The organism is Pseudoalteromonas sp. AWH4_217 (assembly GCF_056161105.1).
This window is the reverse complement of sequence record NZ_JBSWYM010000014.1, coordinates 1-18,801: the sequence shown is the minus strand read 5'-3', so window position 1 is coordinate 18,801 and position 18,801 is coordinate 1. Positions and strand designations below refer to the sequence as shown.

At 45.2% G+C, this 18,801-nt stretch carries 16 protein-coding genes; 9 read left to right on the top strand and 7 right to left on the bottom strand.

Features of this window, described 5'->3' with window-relative positions; all coding sequences use genetic code 11:
* Positions 1-32: 32 nt before the first annotated feature.
* On the bottom strand, positions 33-1,118 hold the full coding sequence (locus ACXAH1_RS17025) for an ATP-grasp domain-containing protein (RefSeq protein WP_475198306.1): 1,086 nt from the start codon (positions 1,116-1,118) through the stop codon (positions 33-35).
* 510 nt (positions 1,119-1,628) lie between these two features.
* Here ACXAH1_RS17025 and ACXAH1_RS17020 point away from each other — a divergent pair.
* The gene (locus ACXAH1_RS17020) at positions 1,629-2,315 is read left to right on the top strand and encodes a LipL32 family surface lipoprotein (RefSeq protein ID WP_253047536.1); all 687 of its coding nucleotides are present in this window, start codon (positions 1,629-1,631) and stop codon (positions 2,313-2,315) included.
* A 247-nt stretch (positions 2,316-2,562) separates the two neighbouring features.
* Here the strand turns inward: ACXAH1_RS17020 and ACXAH1_RS17015 are convergent, their stop codons facing one another.
* The 3 genes from ACXAH1_RS17015 to ACXAH1_RS17005 form a co-directional block, all read right to left on the bottom strand.
* Positions 2,563-3,756 (bottom strand): multidrug effflux MFS transporter, encoded by a 1,194-nt coding sequence (locus tag ACXAH1_RS17015; RefSeq protein ID WP_475198303.1) that lies wholly within the window; start codon positions 3,754-3,756, stop codon positions 2,563-2,565.
* A 76-nt stretch (positions 3,757-3,832) separates the two neighbouring features.
* Positions 3,833-5,056 carry a cytosine permease gene (codB, locus tag ACXAH1_RS17010; RefSeq protein ID WP_475198457.1) on the bottom strand — a complete coding sequence of 408 codons (1,224 nt, stop codon included), beginning with the start codon at positions 5,054-5,056 and terminating at the stop codon, positions 3,833-3,835.
* A gap of 85 nt (positions 5,057-5,141) precedes the next feature.
* Positions 5,142-5,600: a DUF4920 domain-containing protein gene (locus ACXAH1_RS17005; protein WP_475198302.1), complete on the bottom strand. Its 459-nt coding sequence runs from the start codon at positions 5,598-5,600 to the stop codon at positions 5,142-5,144.
* A 208-nt stretch (positions 5,601-5,808) separates the two neighbouring features.
* Here ACXAH1_RS17005 and ACXAH1_RS17000 point away from each other — a divergent pair, with 208 nt between their 5' ends.
* Positions 5,809-6,327 carry a hypothetical protein gene (locus ACXAH1_RS17000; protein WP_475198300.1) on the top strand — a complete coding sequence of 173 codons (519 nt, stop codon included), beginning with the start codon at positions 5,809-5,811 and terminating at the stop codon, positions 6,325-6,327.
* Positions 6,328-6,413: 86 nt separating this feature from the next.
* Here ACXAH1_RS17000 and ACXAH1_RS16995 read toward each other — a convergent pair whose 3' ends face one another.
* A complete protein-coding gene (locus tag ACXAH1_RS16995) occupies positions 6,414-8,348 on the bottom strand; it encodes a hypothetical protein (protein WP_475198299.1) in 1,935 nt (644 codons plus the stop codon).
* 136 nt (positions 8,349-8,484) lie between these two features.
* Positions 8,485-8,946, bottom strand: a complete 462-nt coding sequence (locus ACXAH1_RS16990) for a flavodoxin family protein (RefSeq protein ID WP_475198298.1) — start codon at positions 8,944-8,946, stop codon at positions 8,485-8,487.
* A gap of 68 nt (positions 8,947-9,014) precedes the next feature.
* Here ACXAH1_RS16990 and soxR point away from each other — a divergent pair, with 68 nt between their 5' ends.
* The 4 genes from soxR (at position 9,015) to ACXAH1_RS16970 (ending at position 13,243) form a co-directional block, all read left to right on the top strand.
* Positions 9,015-9,542: a redox-sensitive transcriptional activator SoxR gene (soxR, locus tag ACXAH1_RS16985; RefSeq protein ID WP_253047517.1), complete on the top strand. Its 528-nt coding sequence runs from the start codon at positions 9,015-9,017 to the stop codon at positions 9,540-9,542.
* On the top strand, positions 9,539-11,326 hold the full coding sequence (locus ACXAH1_RS16980; RefSeq protein ID WP_475198296.1) for a DUF885 domain-containing protein: 1,788 nt from the start codon (positions 9,539-9,541) through the stop codon (positions 11,324-11,326). Before soxR ends, ACXAH1_RS16980 begins: the two co-directional genes overlap by 4 nt.
* A 182-nt stretch (positions 11,327-11,508) precedes the next feature.
* On the top strand, positions 11,509-12,489 hold the full coding sequence (locus ACXAH1_RS16975) for a hypothetical protein (RefSeq protein ID WP_475198294.1): 981 nt from the start codon (positions 11,509-11,511) through the stop codon (positions 12,487-12,489).
* Between the two features lie 292 nt (positions 12,490-12,781).
* Entirely contained in the window at positions 12,782-13,243 is a 462-nt protein-coding gene (locus tag ACXAH1_RS16970) for a GyrI-like domain-containing protein (RefSeq protein WP_475198291.1), read from the top strand.
* On the opposite strand, the gene ACXAH1_RS16965 is transcribed toward ACXAH1_RS16970, so the two are convergent.
* Positions 13,240-14,733, bottom strand: coding sequence for a DUF3612 domain-containing protein (locus ACXAH1_RS16965; protein ID WP_253047506.1), 1,494 nt, complete (start codon positions 14,731-14,733; stop codon positions 13,240-13,242). The genes ACXAH1_RS16970 and ACXAH1_RS16965 overlap by 4 nt on opposite strands.
* A gap of 304 nt (positions 14,734-15,037) precedes the next feature.
* On the opposite strand from ACXAH1_RS16965, the gene ACXAH1_RS16960 reads away from it, so the two are divergent.
* The 3 genes from ACXAH1_RS16960 (at position 15,038) to ACXAH1_RS16950 (ending at position 18,652) form a co-directional block, all read left to right on the top strand.
* Positions 15,038-15,529 carry an aldolase/citrate lyase/malate synthase family protein gene (locus ACXAH1_RS16960; protein ID WP_253047503.1) on the top strand — a complete coding sequence of 164 codons (492 nt, stop codon included), beginning with the start codon at positions 15,038-15,040 and terminating at the stop codon, positions 15,527-15,529.
* A gap of 618 nt (positions 15,530-16,147) precedes the next feature.
* A complete protein-coding gene (locus tag ACXAH1_RS16955; protein ID WP_054013305.1) occupies positions 16,148-16,339 on the top strand; it encodes a hypothetical protein in 192 nt (63 codons plus the stop codon).
* A 177-nt stretch (positions 16,340-16,516) separates the two neighbouring features.
* A complete protein-coding gene (locus tag ACXAH1_RS16950; RefSeq protein ID WP_475198456.1) occupies positions 16,517-18,652 on the top strand; it encodes a cation:dicarboxylate symporter family transporter in 2,136 nt (711 codons plus the stop codon).
* The last annotated feature ends 149 nt before the right edge of the window (positions 18,653-18,801 follow it).

The window sequence follows — 18,801 nt, the reverse complement described above, 5'->3', positions numbered from 1 at the left end:
TTTTTCCTTACTTTTATGATTACTAGTGGTATTCATGACATCGAAACATACCAATTTTGGTAAACCTCGCTATCGTAGAATTCATTTAGATCTATTTTACAATGGGCCTCTCCACCCAACCTTTTTAAAATGTATCTTAATAACTTATTGCATACATTAAGCTCAGGAAACTCAACATCCATCCATAGAAAATTTCCTGCTGTATTTAACTCCAGAAAAGTATAAGAACCATCAATGCTCGCAACAATATCAATACAGGCAAACTTCAGATTTAGTTTTTTTAGCAAAGCAAGGCATTTCGTACTCAATGAATCATCAAGTAAATAATGCTCATATTGTAAAGTACTTTCATGACCTCGCCAGTCAACTCTTGACTCCTCTGAACTTGATTTTATTTTCATTGCTACAAGTTCATTCCCGAATACCACTACCCGGAGTTCATAGGCTTTATCGACAAAATTCTGAAAAATACTCGGTGTAAAAGCTAAACCCTCAGCAAATTCCTCTTGATATTCAATTCTTGCGGTATGGTTATACTTAAGTTCGTCATCAACTGACCATGAAGTTTGCGTATAGGATTTAAATATAACATCTTCATGCTGTTCAAAAAGCGGGCGAGATTCTTGAAGTATACTGGTTACAACTGTCTCAGGAAGTTTGAATCCGATATCCCTGGCTGCTTCTAGTTGAACGAGCTTTCGCTCAGCAAACTCTGTCGCTTCAAAGGTATTTATCCAATTTGAGTATCGAGACGCGATAGTCAAAAAATTGCATAGGTGCTTATAGGACTCTGATTCTGAAAACGCTAAGTCATCTTCATGAACAAACTCCTGTAATTTCGGCCTGCTCAGCTTTCTTAGCCATACCAGTCCATACTCAGATAGCATTTTTTCAACACCATTATTTAAACGAATTTTTATTTTTGTTCTCTCTTTTGATGAAAAAACAATAGATGCGTTACAATAATTCGGGTATTTATCACAATACCAGAAATCAACATGAACTCCGTTTTTATTAAGATAACTCCCGAACAAAAGTGCGTGAACGTCATTTGTATTTGTAATTATTAATATAGACTTATTTATCATCAAAACATAACCAAAGAAAACCTTTGTCATTTTTTATACAGACTTTACACCGCTATAGGCAATTACTTTCTCAATTCAAATTGTTTCCGATTATTTCACTTGAAATAACTACGCAACAAGTACTGATACAATTCGGAAAAACACTTTGTTAAATAATGTTTTTTAATAACTTTTCTAATTAGCTTTTGCTATTTATTAGCAGGAGTAATGTATCTCAGACACAAAAAAATTCAGTCTTGTAAAGGACGCGAAGGTGCAGTAATTGACGTAAAAGTTGAACACAGCCACGTGTAAAACCCACTTCGTATCGGCTATTCGAGAGTGAGTCATTCATAATCAATCAAACAGAAATTGCGTACCTAAAAACACGCAAAATTCTCTTTGAAACACAGGGCTATCTTGCCACAGAGCTGTGTAAGCATCTCTATGTACGAATTAGCTTCACCTAACCGGCAGTTGAACTGTAAAAAACTGTTTTACTTTCTCCAGTACATGCCTATAATTCGAACGAATTTAAAATGGTGACATGGAGTCAACACAATGAAAATGAAGTTATCCGGAAAGATCCTCCCTCTTATTGCGCTAACCACTCTTGCAGGTTGTATGAGTACTGGCCCACACCTTAAAAGCTCTGTTTCTGAAGGTGTAGCCGGGATTGAAGCACGTCTCCCTTATGCCAATTACAGCAACTACTTTGGCTATGTTGATAAATCTGTTGTGCCAGAGGGTAAATATAAAGGTAAAGACACTTACTACCTGTATGTCTGGGTGCCCGCAGCAGTAGATGAAATTGGCGTTTCAATGATTTCACCAGCCGTTGCTACGCCTGGTGACAAAGACTTTGTCCATGCGAACTTTAAACCAGGTATGGCAAAGGACGCCAACAAGTTTTTCGATACCTATATCGTCTTAGATCGTATGAACATCATAGACAGCGGCAGCATTGCTGACGGCGGGAAAGTACTGCAAAACCTGGGGCGCAATGATGACAGCAGTGAATTGCCAGCGAATCCAAGTGGCGCTAGCTATAACTCATTGTTGCGTAAAACAACGTCGATGAATAACCCGACTGAAGCACTGGTACGTGGTGTATATCGCATCGGCTTTACGTCGTTCCGCTCTTCTGTTGAAGGCTCTTTTGAAGCAACCATAGGTACCAATGTACCTGGTGTGAAAATTGCGGCATCGTTGTCTGAATTAGACGCGCTGGTAAACAATAAGCTGTAATCCAGACAACTTCACAGACCAATTAAGTTATGCCAGCCTTACCCGGGCTGGCATTTTCGTTTTTATCAAATACCAATTTGCTTAATTAAGTGTTCTATTTTGAGGCGAGAAAATATGGTCGATAACCAGGCAAAAATTTTGCTATTTAGTTGTTCTAAATGAGAAATTTTTAACACAGTTAGCGTCATATTTGATCCTTCAAATTGAACAGGTATTAAGTGAAATTGGTATTATCTCTTTGGCCAGGTTATTTGTGGCGATGCGTAATAAAATGCAAACCCTGAACCAAAGCCGTGATAGCAACCGCGCCAAACATCATTGCCGAAAAAGGAACCGTGTTGTTAGCGTGGAGTAAGGCAAGCAAAGGCCCTACTAAAGCCCCGCTACCAAACCTAAGCGTTCCGATCACTGCCGTCGCTGTACCCGAGTTTTTCTCAAACTCCAGTAAAATGAGCGCATCTGCGTTAGCTGCGCTGACCCCCAAGCTCATCATCAAAGGCGCAATACTCAGCACAATATAATACAAAGACAAATCCATCAGGCTAAACATTAATAACGCGGATGCACTGAGCAAACCAAGCAACAGGCCGTAATACAACATTTTGCGTGAGCCCACTTTAGGCACCAGCCGCGTATTTATAAAGTTTCCCAGCATCAGCGCCACAACATTAAAGGCAAACAGCACCCCAAAAAGCTGTTCAGATACTCCAAAGTAATCGAGATAAACAAAGGACACAGAGGTGAGAAAACAAAAGAAGCCAAAAGATACCAGCATAGAACTCAGGATATCGGGCAACGCACTGCGTTTACCCAATACCGTTGCATAGCTATCCAGAAACAAGTGAAAACCGCGCTTGTCACTTTTATAAATAGGCACTTCCACAAGATAGAAGTAAGCGAGGATCATGACCACAACGGCATAACTTGCCAGCGTAAGAAAAATCCACTGCCAGCTTGCCAGCCCCATAATGGCCGATCCCACACTGGGGGCTATCAGGGGCGCGACCATCATGATCATAGAGACATAGGACATACCTTTTGCCGTGTTGGCCTGATAGATATGTCGTATGATCCCAGGCACCACGACAGTTGCCGCTGAGCCAGTAAACGCTTGTGCAGCACGCAAGAACCACAATTGCGAAACATCGCTGCTAAATGCAATTAAAAATGAGCTAACGGCAAATCCACCCAGCCCAAACAATGCCAATTTTCGCCGGCCTAATTGATCTGCCAGTGGACCAAATACCATCATACCAATAGCATAACCAGCAAGATAAATACTGAGCGAAACCTGGACCTGAGGCATGTCTGTACCAAGGCTGTCGGCTATCACCAGCATTGCGGGCAGGTACATGTCTATCGCTAAAGGAGTAATTGCCACAATACTTGCTAACAGCGGTAGTATTACACGAATATTAAAATACTTTTCGGTGTCGTCCATTGAGTGCCAAATGAGAGTGTGAAGGGCACGAATTGTATCATTTTAGGTATCAATCCGCACGCACACTCAGCCGCAGTTATCGCGCAATACAGCTCTCCCACCGAGAAACAACCGAATAACAGAGCGCCGCCGAAAGTACGGCATTTAAGGGGACAATACCAGGCAACAGATGCCCAACCAACACGCCTACAAAGACAGCAGCAATGGCGCTCCAACGCACAGTTTGCCATTGCATTTGCTCAAATGCATGGTAACGCTGTTTATTTATTAAATAATCGGCTATCAGTACACCACCAATTGGCGGAATGGCCGCAGACAAAAAGGTAAGCCAACTGACAAAATGATTGTAGAGCCACAGCGCACTGAGTGTGCCAATTAGTCCATTGATCACAGCCAGATTGCGACTGGACCAGCCGGTGATATTCGCAAAGCCAAGTCCTGAGGCATACAGTGCATTGTCATTAGTCGTCCAAATGTTCAGACCTAAAACCACAATGGCGGGAATAAGTAAACCTTGCAGCATCAACACCTGTGCGATGTCAGATTCTCCCATTACCGCACCACCGGCAGCGCCAAAAATGAACATTAAGCTGTTACCCAAAAAAAAGGCTATCAGAGTGATCAACACCGCACTTGAGGGTCGGCGAGCAAAACGTACAAAGTCGGCAGTTAACGTACCGGCTGAAATAAACGACCCAACCACCAAAGCGATTGCAGCACTCATAGGCATAGGATCTGCTGGTACCAACGACTGTAGCTCGCTGATCCCACCCACTTCTTGCACAGCAAGCCACACGGAGTACCCTCCCAGCAAAGCAATCGCTGGTACAGCAATGACAGACAACGCCATTAATGCGGAAATACCGAAATAAACCGTTGTGGTCATTGCAAGGCCAGCCAATATGATCAGCACATTGGTATCAAACCCTGTTGCCTTGTGGACAGGTATGGCAAACATAGCCACCCCAACACCAAACCAACCGACCTGAGTGCCGCCCAATAGCATGGAAGGCAACCATGATCCCTTCACACCAAATGAAAATCGTGCCAGCAAATGGGTAGACAATCCGGTGGATGCACCTATATAACCCAATGCTGATGTGTATATGCCCAGCAATAAGTTGCCGACTAAAACTGCCAGAAAAAAATCATCGAATGAAAGCCCCGTCCCCAGGGTGCCTCCGGTCCACATGCTGGCGGAGAAAAATGTGAGTCCCAGCATCAGCAGGGATAAAGCAATGCCTCCTTTTCTGGCTGACTCTGGAACGGGCTTGAGTCCATAGTTACTGTCTGCAGTCACATTGTGGCCTTTTTGGTATAACAAAGGTAAAACCTAAGTACAGCACACAACCGTGGAAACATTATGGAGTATATCCGGCGTTTGCTCAGAGAATCGTGACTGCGCGGGGCTTAAGCCTGTACACAGTAATCGGCTTCTGTATCGCATCTGCATCAAACACTTCGCCATTTTCTTCGGCTTTGTGAGCCAGATACCTACGCGATTTTTCCAATGTCAGTTCAAACACTTCAAACCGGCCTGTTGCATAGGCGGTTTTGCCAACCGCCGACATTGGAAATACCATATCACCATCACGCACTTTTACAGTGATTTGCTCTGTGTTATCTACATTCAGCGTCATCCAGCAACCGCGCTTTTTACATACTTTGGTCACTTTACCTTTCACCGTTACTTCGCTCTGATGATACTGAGGCGCCAGACTCAGTAATTTTGTAGCGTCAATCACATTCGCTCGGTCAGCACCACCGGCGAATTCCAATGGCTGAGCCTGAGCTGGCGATACACACAAAGAAAGCAGCAGAACCAGCGCCGTTCTTATAAACATATTCATCCTCATATTTAGCTTTGGCAATTGGTTGTTAAGGATCTGATATTAATAACAATCTTTTGCCGATTTCGAAGTCCCCAAACAGGTAGTATACAAGCAGGCTACTTAAAAGACACTCTATTTACAAAGCATTACATCCAGTATTGCAAGTTTAACTGGTTACAATTACCTTAATTGGGTAAACACTATCACAAAGGAAAATAGTATGAATAAGATGATCAAATCTGCTTTGGCACTCACAACAATAACAATGCTGAGCGCAACCGCACAGGCTTCACCACAGCAATGGCAGGGATATTACAAAGGTCAGTGCGAGGTAATCTCCCCTGTTCGCGGAACGCTATACCAATTTCCAATGTCACTGGAAATTGGCGAATCTGTAGACGACAAGGCTGACTGGATCGTGACCTATGGAGAGGGAGCGCGAAAAAATGTTCGCAACTATAGTTTGCTGACAATCAACGAAAACCTGGGCCATTATGCTATTGATGAAAACAATGGTGTTGTGATTGACCAATACCTGCTCAACGATGAGTTCTTAAGCCTGTTTGAAGTCGGTAGCACCAAGCTACAAGTGTCATACAAGCTCAACAGCAACGGAACGATTGACGTCAACATGAATACCTTCAGCTTCGACCCAATCCGCGAGTCAAAAGTTGGACACGTGGTTGTCTCCAATTATCAGGGCAACACCCAGCAAAGGTGTAAACTGTTTAAGTGGTAAGCACACTAAACAAGCGTGCCTGAATCAGGCAGTCATATAACAGTAAAAGCGGGTTTTCACCCGCTTTTACTCATTAAGTTTAGTGATTAACCGCCACCACCACCCGTCACTGTGCCTTCAACCGTCACCATGACATCCACGCCTTCAGAACGTATTCTGTACTGGATACTGGTGATCTGCATACGGTCTTGCGACAAAAACAGGTTGATCACTGGCCCATCGTCATCCTGTCCATAATTCACCTGGATACGAGGCTCTTCCAGCTCCGGTCCGGTACGATCATCAATTCTTGTAATATCGCTTTGGGCATAAGTAATGCCAGTGTCGAAGTCGATGGCACCATCAGAGCCAATCACCACTGTTCCACGCGCATGACCCGTGCCGGTTACTCTGTACTCCCCTGCTTTTGCCGTTACCAGATCCAAATTGGTAACACCTGCAGCGACAAAAGAGCCGAGTAATTGATTTTCCATGGTGAACAGATTGATTTCCTTAATGCCTGTGGCTGTTACAGATACCTTGTACATAAACCCGCCATCGTCTTTGTAGACATATTCAGATCCCTCCATCATCACACCATCAAGCGACATTTCGTCTCCATTGCTCGCGTCCGGGTCAGTGTCTATAAACATCATGCCAGAACTTGAGAAAGTAAATTTGACTTTCTGACCGTCGGCATAGCTACTGCCGTTATTCGCTAACATAAACATCAATTCAAATGCCTGGCCTTTGAGTACTTCTGGTAGCATCACGTCGTTATTGTCATCACCGGTCAGCGTCCAGGTATAAGTTAAATCAGACGAGACAGTTACCCCCTGAGTGGTCACAGAATAACGCACAGATACCACAATCTCGGTTGCCGAACTGCTCACCAATTCAAAAACCAGATCATTCACTGTCAGATTTTGTTGAACAAACGAATCCTCAATCTGCTTTTTAATGGTTTCAAGATCATTGGGATCTGGCGCAGGAACGTTATTGATAGTGATTTTGGGTATTTCTGTCGTGACACCCGCCACGGTCGAAGTACCAGTGATGGTCAAAGTGTTGCCTTCACCGGTATTGTCACCGCCTGAATCACCTCCTGATCCAGAAGATAAACCGCCAGGTACAAAATCCAGCTCAAGCGAGCCAAGATCCAAGCCTGCAAAAATGTCACCCAACCCTTCAAGCGTTTTCTTGATGTTGTCCAAAGAAAAAGTTGTATTGAGGTCAGCTGTTAACCCTACCTGTTGTGCGTATGCCTCAATGGCACTGGTGTATTCACTGATAAAATTACTGGCGTTGTACAAAGGTGATTCGAACACTTTATCGCCAACCTTTCCGTCAATCGTTAAATCCAGAAAGTCAGCGCGCAACGCATCTACAATCGCTAGTGCCGGTGAACTCGACGAATCACCAAGCTGCGCTAAGGCAGCAAGAGAAACAGCATATATGCCCGCCTGATCACTGCTTGCAGTCACACCGCTGTTCGCACCAATTAACTGAGGTGGAGCGGTTATGTCGGTCAGAGCCGGAGCCAGAGCAACACGTACCTGCTCGTTAACCAGCTCTATGGCTGCTGTACTTGTAGCCCCTGTATTCAATATCGCTGTTGCGGCAATTTCGGTCAGTGTTGTAACCCCAACTTCAGACTGAAAAGCTCCCAAAACAGCGCGTAGTGTGGCATCTGCCGGCAAAGCCAGAAATGTACCTTTGGCTTCATCAAAATATTCAGCGCTCCCTCCGCCTATCACCTCGACGATAAAAGGTTCATCGATAGCTGATGAAAGGGTTATGGTTGCAACGCCGGACTCTCCGGTGTTACCGGTTGCCCCTTCAATTGGCGTATTATTGGCAAGTAGAACAAGCCTGACTGTAGCATTTCGGGTTAATCCCAAAGCCGGGCTCACTTTGATCTCTGTGGTTTGTGCAGTTGTATCTGGCGTTTTAGTATTGTCGTCGTCATCGTCTCCCAGGCAGGAGGCAAGAATGAAAACTGACAATATAACAAGCCAGTTGCGCAGCTTGTATATCTTCATGGGTAATTCCTGGTTTCGACGGTTACTGATTTTTTGCTGTGCACAGAACCTGATAATCGAGTCTCTGTGTCACAGCAATGACAGTTTAGTTTAATGAAATAATTAACGCCTATTTTTTAACCAGAAAAATCATTTTTTATTTGTCTCCCTCATACGGATACTGATGATGAATTTGGCTGCGACAGGTCATACCAAGGTACTCACAGGTTCTTTGGAACACCTCAACGAAGCACTCTGGCGCAGCCTGTTTAATCGAATTTGAAAGTATTGAAAACTCTTTATTACGCAGCCTTCTCAACTCTGGCTGTAATGCTTCGTCATCCATAAACTCTGTGATACGGTCAAAGAATGCCTTCATTCTGGGCGTCGTTGCATACCAGTAAACTGGTGACGCAAAAACAATATGATCATAGTTCAGTAAGCGACGAAACAAGGTGCGAAAACCATCATCACTATTGGTGTGGTTATAGCAATAGTCGTTAATTTCATAATCATCGAGATAAATGCAATCTGCTTGTAATTTTGGTGCCAACTTTTGTACTGAGTGCGCAGTATTCCCGTGTTTTTTTGAACTTGAGTATAAAATGACTGATTTCATAGTGGTTCTCCATTGTATTATTTGCTGTTACTCTAAAACCTCAACCAAGATTCAGGTAAAGCGAAACAATGACGACAAACAATAAACCGGAACGAGACGAGCCGAGACTCAGTGTCGGACAAGTCGCAAAACGTGCCGACGTCGCAGTGTCTGCACTTCACTTCTATGAAAATAAAGGCTTGATCCGCAGTTGGCGTAATACCGGAAATCAAAGACGATACAAAAAAGATGTTTTACGCCGTATTGCCGTTATTAAAGCGGGACAAAAAATGGGGATCACCCTGGCTGAAATCAAAGAAACGCTGTTGGCATTGCCACATAGCGACACTCCGAGCAAACAAGACTGGGCAAATATGTCCAGACAGTGGCAGGCAAAGCTGGACGAAAAAATCGCCTACATGCAGCGTGTCCGTGACATGGTGGATGGCTGCATAGGGTGTGGCTGTTTATCCATGAGCCGCTGTCCTATGTACAACCCTGAAGATGTGATGGCTCAGGCGGGTACAGGTGCTGTGCTCATTGATAGTCCAGAGCAGGCAAAGGTCGTGAAATCTTGTTATGATAAGAAAAACCACATTAAAGGAACAAGCGAATGAAAAAAACGGTGATCAGCCTTTCTCTGGCTGCCATCTTTGCCCTTGCTGGCTGTGTTCAAACTCAAGACCAGTCACGCATACAGACAACAGCTTCAGTAACCGGCCAACAACAACAAGATGCCGCCTTCAAAACCTTTTCAAATCAATTTATTGAGCAATATTGGCAACAATACCCCGAACTGTCAGTATATCGAGGCTACGGCAAGTACGATGACGTGATCACCATTCCCGATGCCGCTAATCGTGCAGCAAACCTGGCTTTTATTGACGCGCAACTGGCCAGTCTGCAATCTTTCGATGCAGAGCAACTCAGTGACAATCTGAAAATTGACTACTATCTGATTGAAAACGAATTAAAAAGTACCCGCTGGGGCCAGGAAAAATTTAAACGCTGGCAGTGGGATCCGAGCAGTTACAACGTGTCATACGGGTTCGCAAATATCCTGAACAGCCGCTTTAAATCGGAAGAACAAAAGCTCCGCCAGGTTCTTAATCGGCTACAATACGTCCCTGACTATTATCGTGCCGCACAGGCCAACATTGATGATCCGACGCAAGAATATACTCAACTAGCGATCCAGCAAAATAAAGGGGCATTTAGCGTACTAACCGATGACTTATTAACCCGTGCTGATGCACTCTCCTCTTTTAGTGCACAGGAAAAAGCGCTGTTTAAACAGCGTTTTGCCAACGCGAAAACCGCAATTAACGGCTACATAGATTTCCTGTCAGAGCTTGAGCAGGAAATGCAGAAAACCGGTAAAGCACGCAGTTTCCGGATTGGAGAAGCGCTCTATGAAGAGAAGTTTGCTTTTGATATTCAATCGGGCTACACCGCTAAACAGATGTATGAAAAAGCACTTGCCGACAAAGCACGGGTCACTGCGGAAATGGTCACGCTGACTACACAGCTCTGGCCGAAATACTTCCCGCAAACCGCGCGCCCTGAAGATGACAGCCAAGCCATTGCTACACTGATAAAGCACCTGTCTCAGCGCCATGTCGATAAATCCCAGTTTGTAGATGAAATTAAGCGCCAGATCCCGGAACTGGAACGCTTTGTCATGGAGAAGGACTTGCTAACTTTAGATCCGGAAAAACCTCTGGTTGTTCGACAGACTCCAGACTACATGCGAGGCTTTGCGCTGGCATCCATTTCGGCACCAGGTCCTTATGAGAAAAAAGAAAACACGTATTACAACGTAGAGCCACTCGACGGCCTGACCGATGAGCAAGCCGGTTCTTTATTGCGTGAATACAACCATTGGATATTGCAGATCCTCAACATTCATGAAGCAGTTCCAGGGCACTACACCCAGCTTGTTTATTCCAATACCTCTCCGTCTCTGGTCAAAAGTATATTCGGTAACGGCGCTATGGTTGAAGGCTGGGCTGTGTATACAGAACGTATGATGCTTGAAGAGGGCTATGGTAATTTCGAGCCAGAAATGTGGCTAATGTACTATAAATGGAACCTCCGTGTGATCTGTAACACCATTTTGGATTACGGCATTCAGGTTAAAGGGATCAGCAAAGAGCAGGGATTAGATCTGCTCATGAATGGGGCTTTCCAGGAGCAGGCAGAAGCAGAAGGTAAGTGGCGACGCGCAACACTGAGTCAGGTGCAGTTAACCAGTTATTACAGTGGATTTCGTGAAATTTACGACCTGCGCGAAGAGCAAAAGACAAAACTGCAGGGCGATTTCAACCTCAAAGCATTCCATGAGCAATTTCTGAGCTATGGCAGCGCCCCGGTTAAATTCATACGTCAGCTAATGAACTAAAGACGCTGATTGCACTATGCCGGGTGAATCACCCCGGCATAGCTCTCTGACATTACTCATTATATTTTCCTGTACCAGGTTAATGTGCAAGCACGGGCAATCAAATTAGTAAAATCAATTGACCAAAAGAACAACCAAAGCTACATTTTATTTTCATTACAGCAACATGAAAGGTCACAGGAATGAAATCACTAAACGCACTCGCGAGGATCATCGCACCCTTATGCATTTCAGCTTGCAGTGTCTCGGCACAGCAGCTAATTGAAGAGCACGATAACGAGGCTGAACTGAACAGTTATCACGAAATCATCGTCAATTGTCACAATGATCCACAGGCGCTCAGGCGTATGCTTGATTACCTCCATTCATTGTCGCTTGAGATGACCGTTGTGTTTTCGGGGCAATGTGAAGGGCCTATCCTCATTGAGCGAGACGGGTTATCACTAAGCGGCAGCTCGCCGGACAATGCAACCATCTCACTGCACAGTTCGCACCAACAACAAACAGCCATTGTCATCAGTTCGGCTGTATCGTCACTCAGAAACTTCACTATTGATACGCCCGATAAGATCCGGGCGCTGCGCATTGAAGCCAATGCCACTGTCACCATTGATGGCCTGAAAACAGCCTATGTATTCAATCCAAAAGCACCGTTTTATCCCTTTGTTGCTGATGATAATAGTACCTTGTTTGCTAAGAACCAAAGCAACTTTCAGCTTCAGGTCTCGGGTAGTTCAGTAGCAAATCTAATGCAAGGAAATCAAAAAATTGCGCTTAATATCCTGGATACCTCAATGGCCCGAACAACCAGCAGCAATCAGTTTGATGACGTCGAAGTTTCTGGTAACGGGTATTTTCTGGGCGACAACCAATCCAGTATCACGCTACTCAAGATCTGGAGCAAAGCCGTTGCAGAAGTTGACAATCAAAGTACCGTCAAGGAAATCATGATGGGTGGTCAGACCCTGTTTGCAGCTTACAATCAGTCTTCCATTGCTGGCCCTTACTGGCTTTGGGGCAATGTGGTTTTTGAACTTAAAAACGCCTCTGCAAGCGGGTGGCAATCTGTCGATAAACCCAATTCTATTATTTCTGGTCTCAACGCCACGGTAAATGGCACATTTTATCCTGACTGGGACTGGCGCGGACAAGATGGACAGTAACACTCACACTTTGTTGAATTGTATTGTGGTGCGTTCCCAGCCGCCACAATACGCCTAAAGACATGGAGATTTTTCTTCCCACTCGCTTGCCTAAAGTTCACACTGTGTTACCATTCTCTCGCTTTAAAATTAGTCTAAGTGGCTATTTAATATACATATAAAATTGCAATCTCCACCTTCTATTGAAACGCTAAAAGGTCACACTCAGCGTTGTGATTATGCCAGCAGACAGGGACAGATATTCGGAGTAGTAGCAATTTTCGCGATATACGACGAGTAATCAGGGAATCTAATGGAAGTAAAAACGTTGACTTCACGTCAGTTTGTGGGGATCAGTACCCGCACCAATAATCATCATGAACAAACAGAGACAGATGGTAAAATAGCTCATTTATGGCAGAGTTTTTATCACAACTACGCTTCTCTGATAGAGCACAACACGACACTCTATGGTATTTATTCACATTATGAATCAGATCAACATGGTGACTACAACATCACGGTGGCCTGCGATGCACCTGGTCTCTCAGAGCGAGTCGATAACGACAACGCACTGCAGATCTACCGTTTTTCAGGCGGGCGTTATTTAAGCTTCGCAGCACAAGGCGAAATGCCCCAAACGGCGATTCGGCTTTGGGAGCTGGTCTGGCGTTACTTTGAACAAAGTGACTGCCCGTATCAACGTGCCTTTGGCCAGGACATAGAGATTTATCATCAGAGCAACGAAGTCGAAATCGCGATTTCTATTCTCTAATCATAACACCCGGGCTGTCGGGGACAGGCCTTGCCGCGCGTACAGATAACGCGTACATCGTTGGCTATGCCCCGCTCTATCCAGTTGATATTGAGAATCTTAGCGACACTTTGCAGCTGCTTTTTCAAATGCCACGGCACCACACTTGCCCCCCCTTGTTTAATACATAATGCCTGTAATTCCTGCACCACTTCATTGGCATCTAACCCCTGCGCTGCAATCGCCGGATTTAAATCAATACCGGCACACAGCACATGTGGATTATCTGCTACATCATTGACTTTAATGGATTCACAGCAATAGAGTCTGGGCTGATTATTCACATTAAGTACGGAGAGCTGTGCACTCGCCTGCATCGCCTGTTGCTGAAACTTCCTGAACACAGCCCAGTGCTGACAGGGATCCGCAACACTGCGCATATTGCCCCAGGGCAACGGAATACCATTGCCACGATAAACAGCCTTCAGCTTGCCTGGCAAATATGCGTCAAAGTAATGCCAGTGAGGGTATGGCGATGCAACCGTCATCCTGCGCATGGCAACCGAAGGTGAAATTCCAAGCGCCTGATGGATATGTGTTTCGTATCCATAGGAGTCCAAAAGCTGCCGATAGGCAACTTTGGGACACAATAAAGCACCAGCAAAAAAGCTGGATTCAAAATCATGCCAGGCAGATAGAATATCCTGTGCGTTAGGTGCAGATTCATCGCCATTCGTTCCACCACTGACGCCCCCGGAACCAAGCACGCATTGAAGCCCTTCTCTGTTGTGCAAAACCGCATGGCCAAGGTGCACCGCCAGATCGTATTTCAGCCGGGGCTGATTGTGCTGTAGCATGCGATTGACATGTACTTCGTTTGGAGGGGCAAAGTATGAGGTGATCACACGTTGAAACATATGACCACTTTCATCAATGACTTCTCTGGGCGCTTCATCAAACCAGTGCACAACGAGGCCCTGCGCCTTTAACATGGATAACAGGCTGTCAGCGTTTAGATAAAGATCTTTGCCTCCTACCTCCTCGGCTGCTCGTTCTAAATCCGGAAAGTGATTCTGATGGTGTTCCTGGTGCGCACGGATCAATAGGTGCGCAAACTGGCGTCCACTGATCCCCGTTTGAGATAACATTTCAGGAATGGCAATCTGCAATATCTCGTTATCAAACAAAAAATTGGGTTCCAGTGCCATACCGCTGATCCCGCCATGACGGCCTTTTTGCGGGGTAATCTCATTCGCTTCAGGTTCGTTATCCAAAAACCAGTCAACCGGTTTCTGAAACACCTCAGCGAGATTCTCCAGCATTTCGCTGCTGGGAGTGCGCTTTCCCCGCTCAATCATGGATAAATACGACACTGAAGGCGCTGAATGCGGATCAACTCGAATGCACCGCGTGGACAGATCCTCGAGTGTTAAGTGATTTCGCTTGCGTAAATTGCGAATTTTGGTGCCCAGAAAGTGTGACTTTCTCATGAGTTCTGAATTTTTTTTCACCGCTTCATTCCTGTTTACGTCTATGAAGGCTCTAACCTGCGCCTCACTACTATGCCACAACACATGGTCAGACCAGTTTTTGTAAAATTTACACTGTAAAATTCTTTTTGTGAAATTTACCGGCTTTTTTTCATACACTGAATTTGTCAACAGAAGAACCTGCATGCCGACAGGACTGTGCAGGATGTTAATAATAGTAGCGATATTTAGACGTGTGACGACAACCGGTGAATTATGAGCCAATCCGCTCTCACCTCACACTGACAACAGGTATCGGGTAACAATGGTAACTGGGAATACACACATGAAAGCACAAATTCAGCATACAGAACTAGAAAACACCAGCACAGAATGCCAAAAGCTGATCGTCGCAAAGCAGTACCTGGATCAGCACTGCCCTTTGGAGTTCGGATCTCATAAAGATGTGAGCTCTTACGTTGTTTACTACAACCATCTGATGGTGTTTTTCGCCGACGGACAGCACTGTGGGTTGAAAGACTGCAAACAGTTTGTGGCTTTGTGTGGTCACCGCGAGTCGCCCAGTGCGATCTTATTGAAAAAGGCCGATGCTATGCATATTGAACTGAGTTTTGATACCGCATGTGAACCGGGCCGACACGATCGCGCTCATTTAAATGATGTGCAATATGAAACGCCTCTCAGCCCAGTCACGGGTGAAGGGGAACAGGGCAGCCGTATGTGGATGAGCTTTGTATCTGGCGTACAGCATGCCCTGGTCACACAACAAGACCGTAAGTGCTATCGGGCAAAAAATGGTGAAGATTACAGCCTGTAACTATATCTGCAAATGCGATACAAGTTCGGTATGAAGCTTGTGCCCGTAATGATTCAGGCACAAGCAAATCAAAGGAATTGCATGAAACCGGTACTAAAAAGACGATGAGACATCTGTCAATCACACAACACGACAACAACCAACTCATCGCTCTTTATGCACTCATTGAGGTGTCGTTGTGAATTGCCTCCCCTCTGACTTGCGCGTATTTCTGCGGTTTTGGACTACTTACACATGTTAGCTATATCGAGCTTTCTTCATGTAACTTTAATACGCTAATCAGCGTTTTTTTAACAACCTCGCCCCTTGACGTTCTATTTGAGCTATTTGACGGCTCTGTCCATTCTTCAGCCAAAAGCAACCAAATAAATGCCCGCTATCTGTGATTCCGGCTAAGAACACTGCCAAACTGGAACCATACACGTGTGAAGCAGTCCAAATACCAGGTTAAAAAACACTGTTTGCTCGTCATCAGTTGCAAAAAACGACTAGAAAAAGCCGACCGGATTATCAACTTTTTTATAATAATTTAAAACAAAGGTTGATAATTTATTTATTTCTAGTATCTTCTGTTTTGCCCACGATACGTTGGGTGCTAAAAAATCAAAGGATCTAAATATGAAGCTTGTTATCAATAAAAAGAAAATGAAAAACCTGTCTATCAATGCCTCAACTTTGGTAAATGACGCAACACCTCAGGTCGCTGGTGGCCTGCGTTACACAGCTATGGACTACTGTAACACCAGAGCATGTACAGACACTTGTACACCGAGTGTAGGCGCAACATGTGGTACATCTGCAATGTGCTAATCGCCCTACCGGCCAAATTACGAGTGATGTAATTTGGCCACTTAATTCAATCACTTTCCCCCTTCTTTACACTGCATTCAGATTAATTTCAGCTAACCTCAATATAATCTCGCTCTTTTTATTTCGCGCACTGGGATTATGAAGCTAGTTATCGATTGGTTAAAACGCATCAATTGGATGCTGTGGGCACTGCTGTTAGGTATAGTGTGTGGCCTGATTTTTGGTGAACGGGTTGCATTTTTAAAACCCCTTGGCGAAGGCTTTGTTAAGCTGATGCAGATCACCATTTTCCCTTATATTGTCGTTAGCCTGGTCGTTGGCCTGGGAAAATTTAATCCGGATCAGGTTAAGTCTATTCTAATTAAGGCAACCACAGTGATGATCAGCCTATGGCTCGTTGGGCTGGCTGTAATCTGGGCTTTTTCCCTTACCTTACCCAGTCATGATGCCGGTACTTTTTTCTCGCCCGCATTAGTTGCCAGTGCACCAGAGGTCGATTTTGTCAGTCAGTATATTCCTGCCAATCCCTTTGCTTCGATGGCCGAAGGGAATGTACCCGCACTCGTTATTTTCTGTATTGCGCTGGGACTTTCCCTGATTTCAAATGGTCAAAAGAATAACTTGCTTGATGTGCTGGAAGTAGTCGGTCAGGGTTTATCTCTGATCTCTAAGAAAATTATCAAGCTCTTCCCTATCGGGATCTTCGCCATGACTGCAAGTACCGCAGGCACCATTAGCATGGAGGAGTTAAACAACCTGCAAATTTACCTGGTGTTGGTGACGTGTCTGGGCTTTTACCTGATGTTTGCGCTGCTTCCTATGCTGGTTGCTGCACTTACCCCGGTTAAATACCGAGACCTCATCATGGTCATGCGCAATGCCTGGATCACGGCATTCAGTACGGGCAATGTTTTTATCGTATTACCGGTGATAACGGAGGGAATTAAAGCCCACCTGGCAAAAATTAAGCGAAGCGATGAAGAGTCTGACCACATTGCAGAGGTGTTGGTACCCATCGCCTATACTTTCCCAAGCCTCGGAAAACTCACAACGCTGATGTTCGTTACCTTTGCAGCCTGGCTGACTGGTAGCCCGGTCTCACTGGAACAGATGCCAAATGTAACGCTGTCGGCCATGCTGAGCTACTTTGCTAACGTACATATCGCAATCCCTTACTTGCTCGATAGCCTTAAAATCCCCGCAGACAGTTACCAGCTATATCTGTCTATGTCTGTGCTGACGGCCAAAATCGTCTCGCCGACTACTGTGATTTATATTTTCTCGTTCGTGCTGCTGAGTATTTTTTACACTAAGCGCCAATTGCACCTAAAGCGGATCCGCTCGGTTTACTACCTGACTCTGCTCAGCGCCCTCCTCCCGGCTTTTATGCTACTGAGCTATTCTGCGAACAATCACTTGGCCCAGAGCACACAAGCCGCAGATGAAGTCATTGCCAATATGGTTGTATCCGATAAAGTTCCAGCGGAAGTACTCAACCATGTACCTAAAGCCTATCAGAGTGGTGAACTCTCACTGACCAATATTGAAGTGATCAAGAAGCGGGATCTACTCAGAGTTGGCTATCTGGTGGACAACGTGCCTTTTAGCTATTTTAACCAAAAAGGGGAACTGGTGGGCTTTGATATCAGCCTGGCACACAAACTGGCTGCGGATCTGGACGTTAAAGTCGAGTTTATCCCGTTTAAAAAAGCGCAGCTGGCCGAGTATCTGAACAAAGGTTTTTTTGACATCGCTATGTCGGGATTAGAAATCAATATCGCAGATCTCAGCCAGGTCAGATTCAGTGATCCAGTGCTTGAGTTGCAATTAGCCCTAATAGCCAAAGATCATCGTCTGAAGGATTTTTCGACACGAGAGCAGGTACTGAACCAAACCCACTTGCGTTTGGCACATGTTGAATATACGCCACTGATGCAAGATCTGGCCAAGAAACATAAACATATAGATGTTTCAGCTCTATCAAGCCATCAGGCATTTTTCGACGCAGATGAACAATTTGATGCCATGGTCATTAGTGCTGAGGCTGGCTTTGCCTGGAGTATGTTCCACCCAGAGTTTGGCGTTGTCGTACCGAAAGGCGCCGAACTAAAATACCCAGTTGGATTTGCTGTCGCCAAGCGCAACCTGGATATATTGAGTTTTGTCGATGCGTGGTTAACAATTCAACACAGTCAGGGGCAAATAAACAAAAGCTATGACTACTGGATCCTTGGCAAAGGCACACAAAACAAGCAGCATCGCTGGTCTTTAATCGACGAGCTTGACTACGATTTCAAGCTAGATCTCAACTAGCATGTAGCGGGGGGGGGGGGGGGGGGGGGGGGGGGGGGGGGGGGGGGGGGGGGGGGGGGGGGGGGGGGAGAAAAAAGAAGGGAAAAAAAAAAGAAAAAGGTGCGAGGGAGGGGGGGGGGGGGGGGGGGGGTGGTGTGCGGTTTTTTTGT

What these genes read in the sequence shown, in the direction of transcription:
- ACXAH1_RS16980 (WP_475198296.1), top strand. Translation starts at nt 9,539, where the DNA reads ATGAAAAAAACGGTGATCAGCCTTTCTCTGGCTGCCATCTTTGCCCTT.
- ACXAH1_RS16990 (WP_475198298.1), bottom strand. Translation starts at nt 8,946, where the DNA reads ATGAAATCAGTCATTTTATACTCAAGTTCAAAAAAACACGGGAATACT.
- ACXAH1_RS17015 (WP_475198303.1), bottom strand. Translation starts at nt 3,756, where the DNA reads ATGGACGACACCGAAAAGTATTTTAATATTCGTGTAATACTACCGCTG.
- soxR (WP_253047517.1), top strand. Translation starts at nt 9,015, where the DNA reads ATGACGACAAACAATAAACCGGAACGAGACGAGCCGAGACTCAGTGTC.
- ACXAH1_RS16975 (WP_475198294.1), top strand. Translation starts at nt 11,509, where the DNA reads ATGAAATCACTAAACGCACTCGCGAGGATCATCGCACCCTTATGCATT.
- ACXAH1_RS17020 (WP_253047536.1), top strand. Translation starts at nt 1,629, where the DNA reads ATGAAAATGAAGTTATCCGGAAAGATCCTCCCTCTTATTGCGCTAACC.
- ACXAH1_RS16970 (WP_475198291.1), top strand. Translation starts at nt 12,782, where the DNA reads ATGGAAGTAAAAACGTTGACTTCACGTCAGTTTGTGGGGATCAGTACC.
- ACXAH1_RS17005 (WP_475198302.1), bottom strand. Translation starts at nt 5,600, where the DNA reads ATGTTTATAAGAACGGCGCTGGTTCTGCTGCTTTCTTTGTGTGTATCG.
- ACXAH1_RS17000 (WP_475198300.1), top strand. Translation starts at nt 5,809, where the DNA reads ATGAATAAGATGATCAAATCTGCTTTGGCACTCACAACAATAACAATG.
- ACXAH1_RS16960 (WP_253047503.1), top strand. Translation starts at nt 15,038, where the DNA reads ATGAAAGCACAAATTCAGCATACAGAACTAGAAAACACCAGCACAGAA.
- ACXAH1_RS17025 (WP_475198306.1), bottom strand. Translation starts at nt 1,118, where the DNA reads ATGACAAAGGTTTTCTTTGGTTATGTTTTGATGATAAATAAGTCTATA.
- ACXAH1_RS16995 (WP_475198299.1), bottom strand. Translation starts at nt 8,348, where the DNA reads ATGAAGATATACAAGCTGCGCAACTGGCTTGTTATATTGTCAGTTTTC.
- ACXAH1_RS16955 (WP_054013305.1), top strand. Translation starts at nt 16,148, where the DNA reads ATGAAGCTTGTTATCAATAAAAAGAAAATGAAAAACCTGTCTATCAAT.
- ACXAH1_RS16950 (WP_475198456.1), top strand. Translation starts at nt 16,517, where the DNA reads ATGCTGTGGGCACTGCTGTTAGGTATAGTGTGTGGCCTGATTTTTGGT.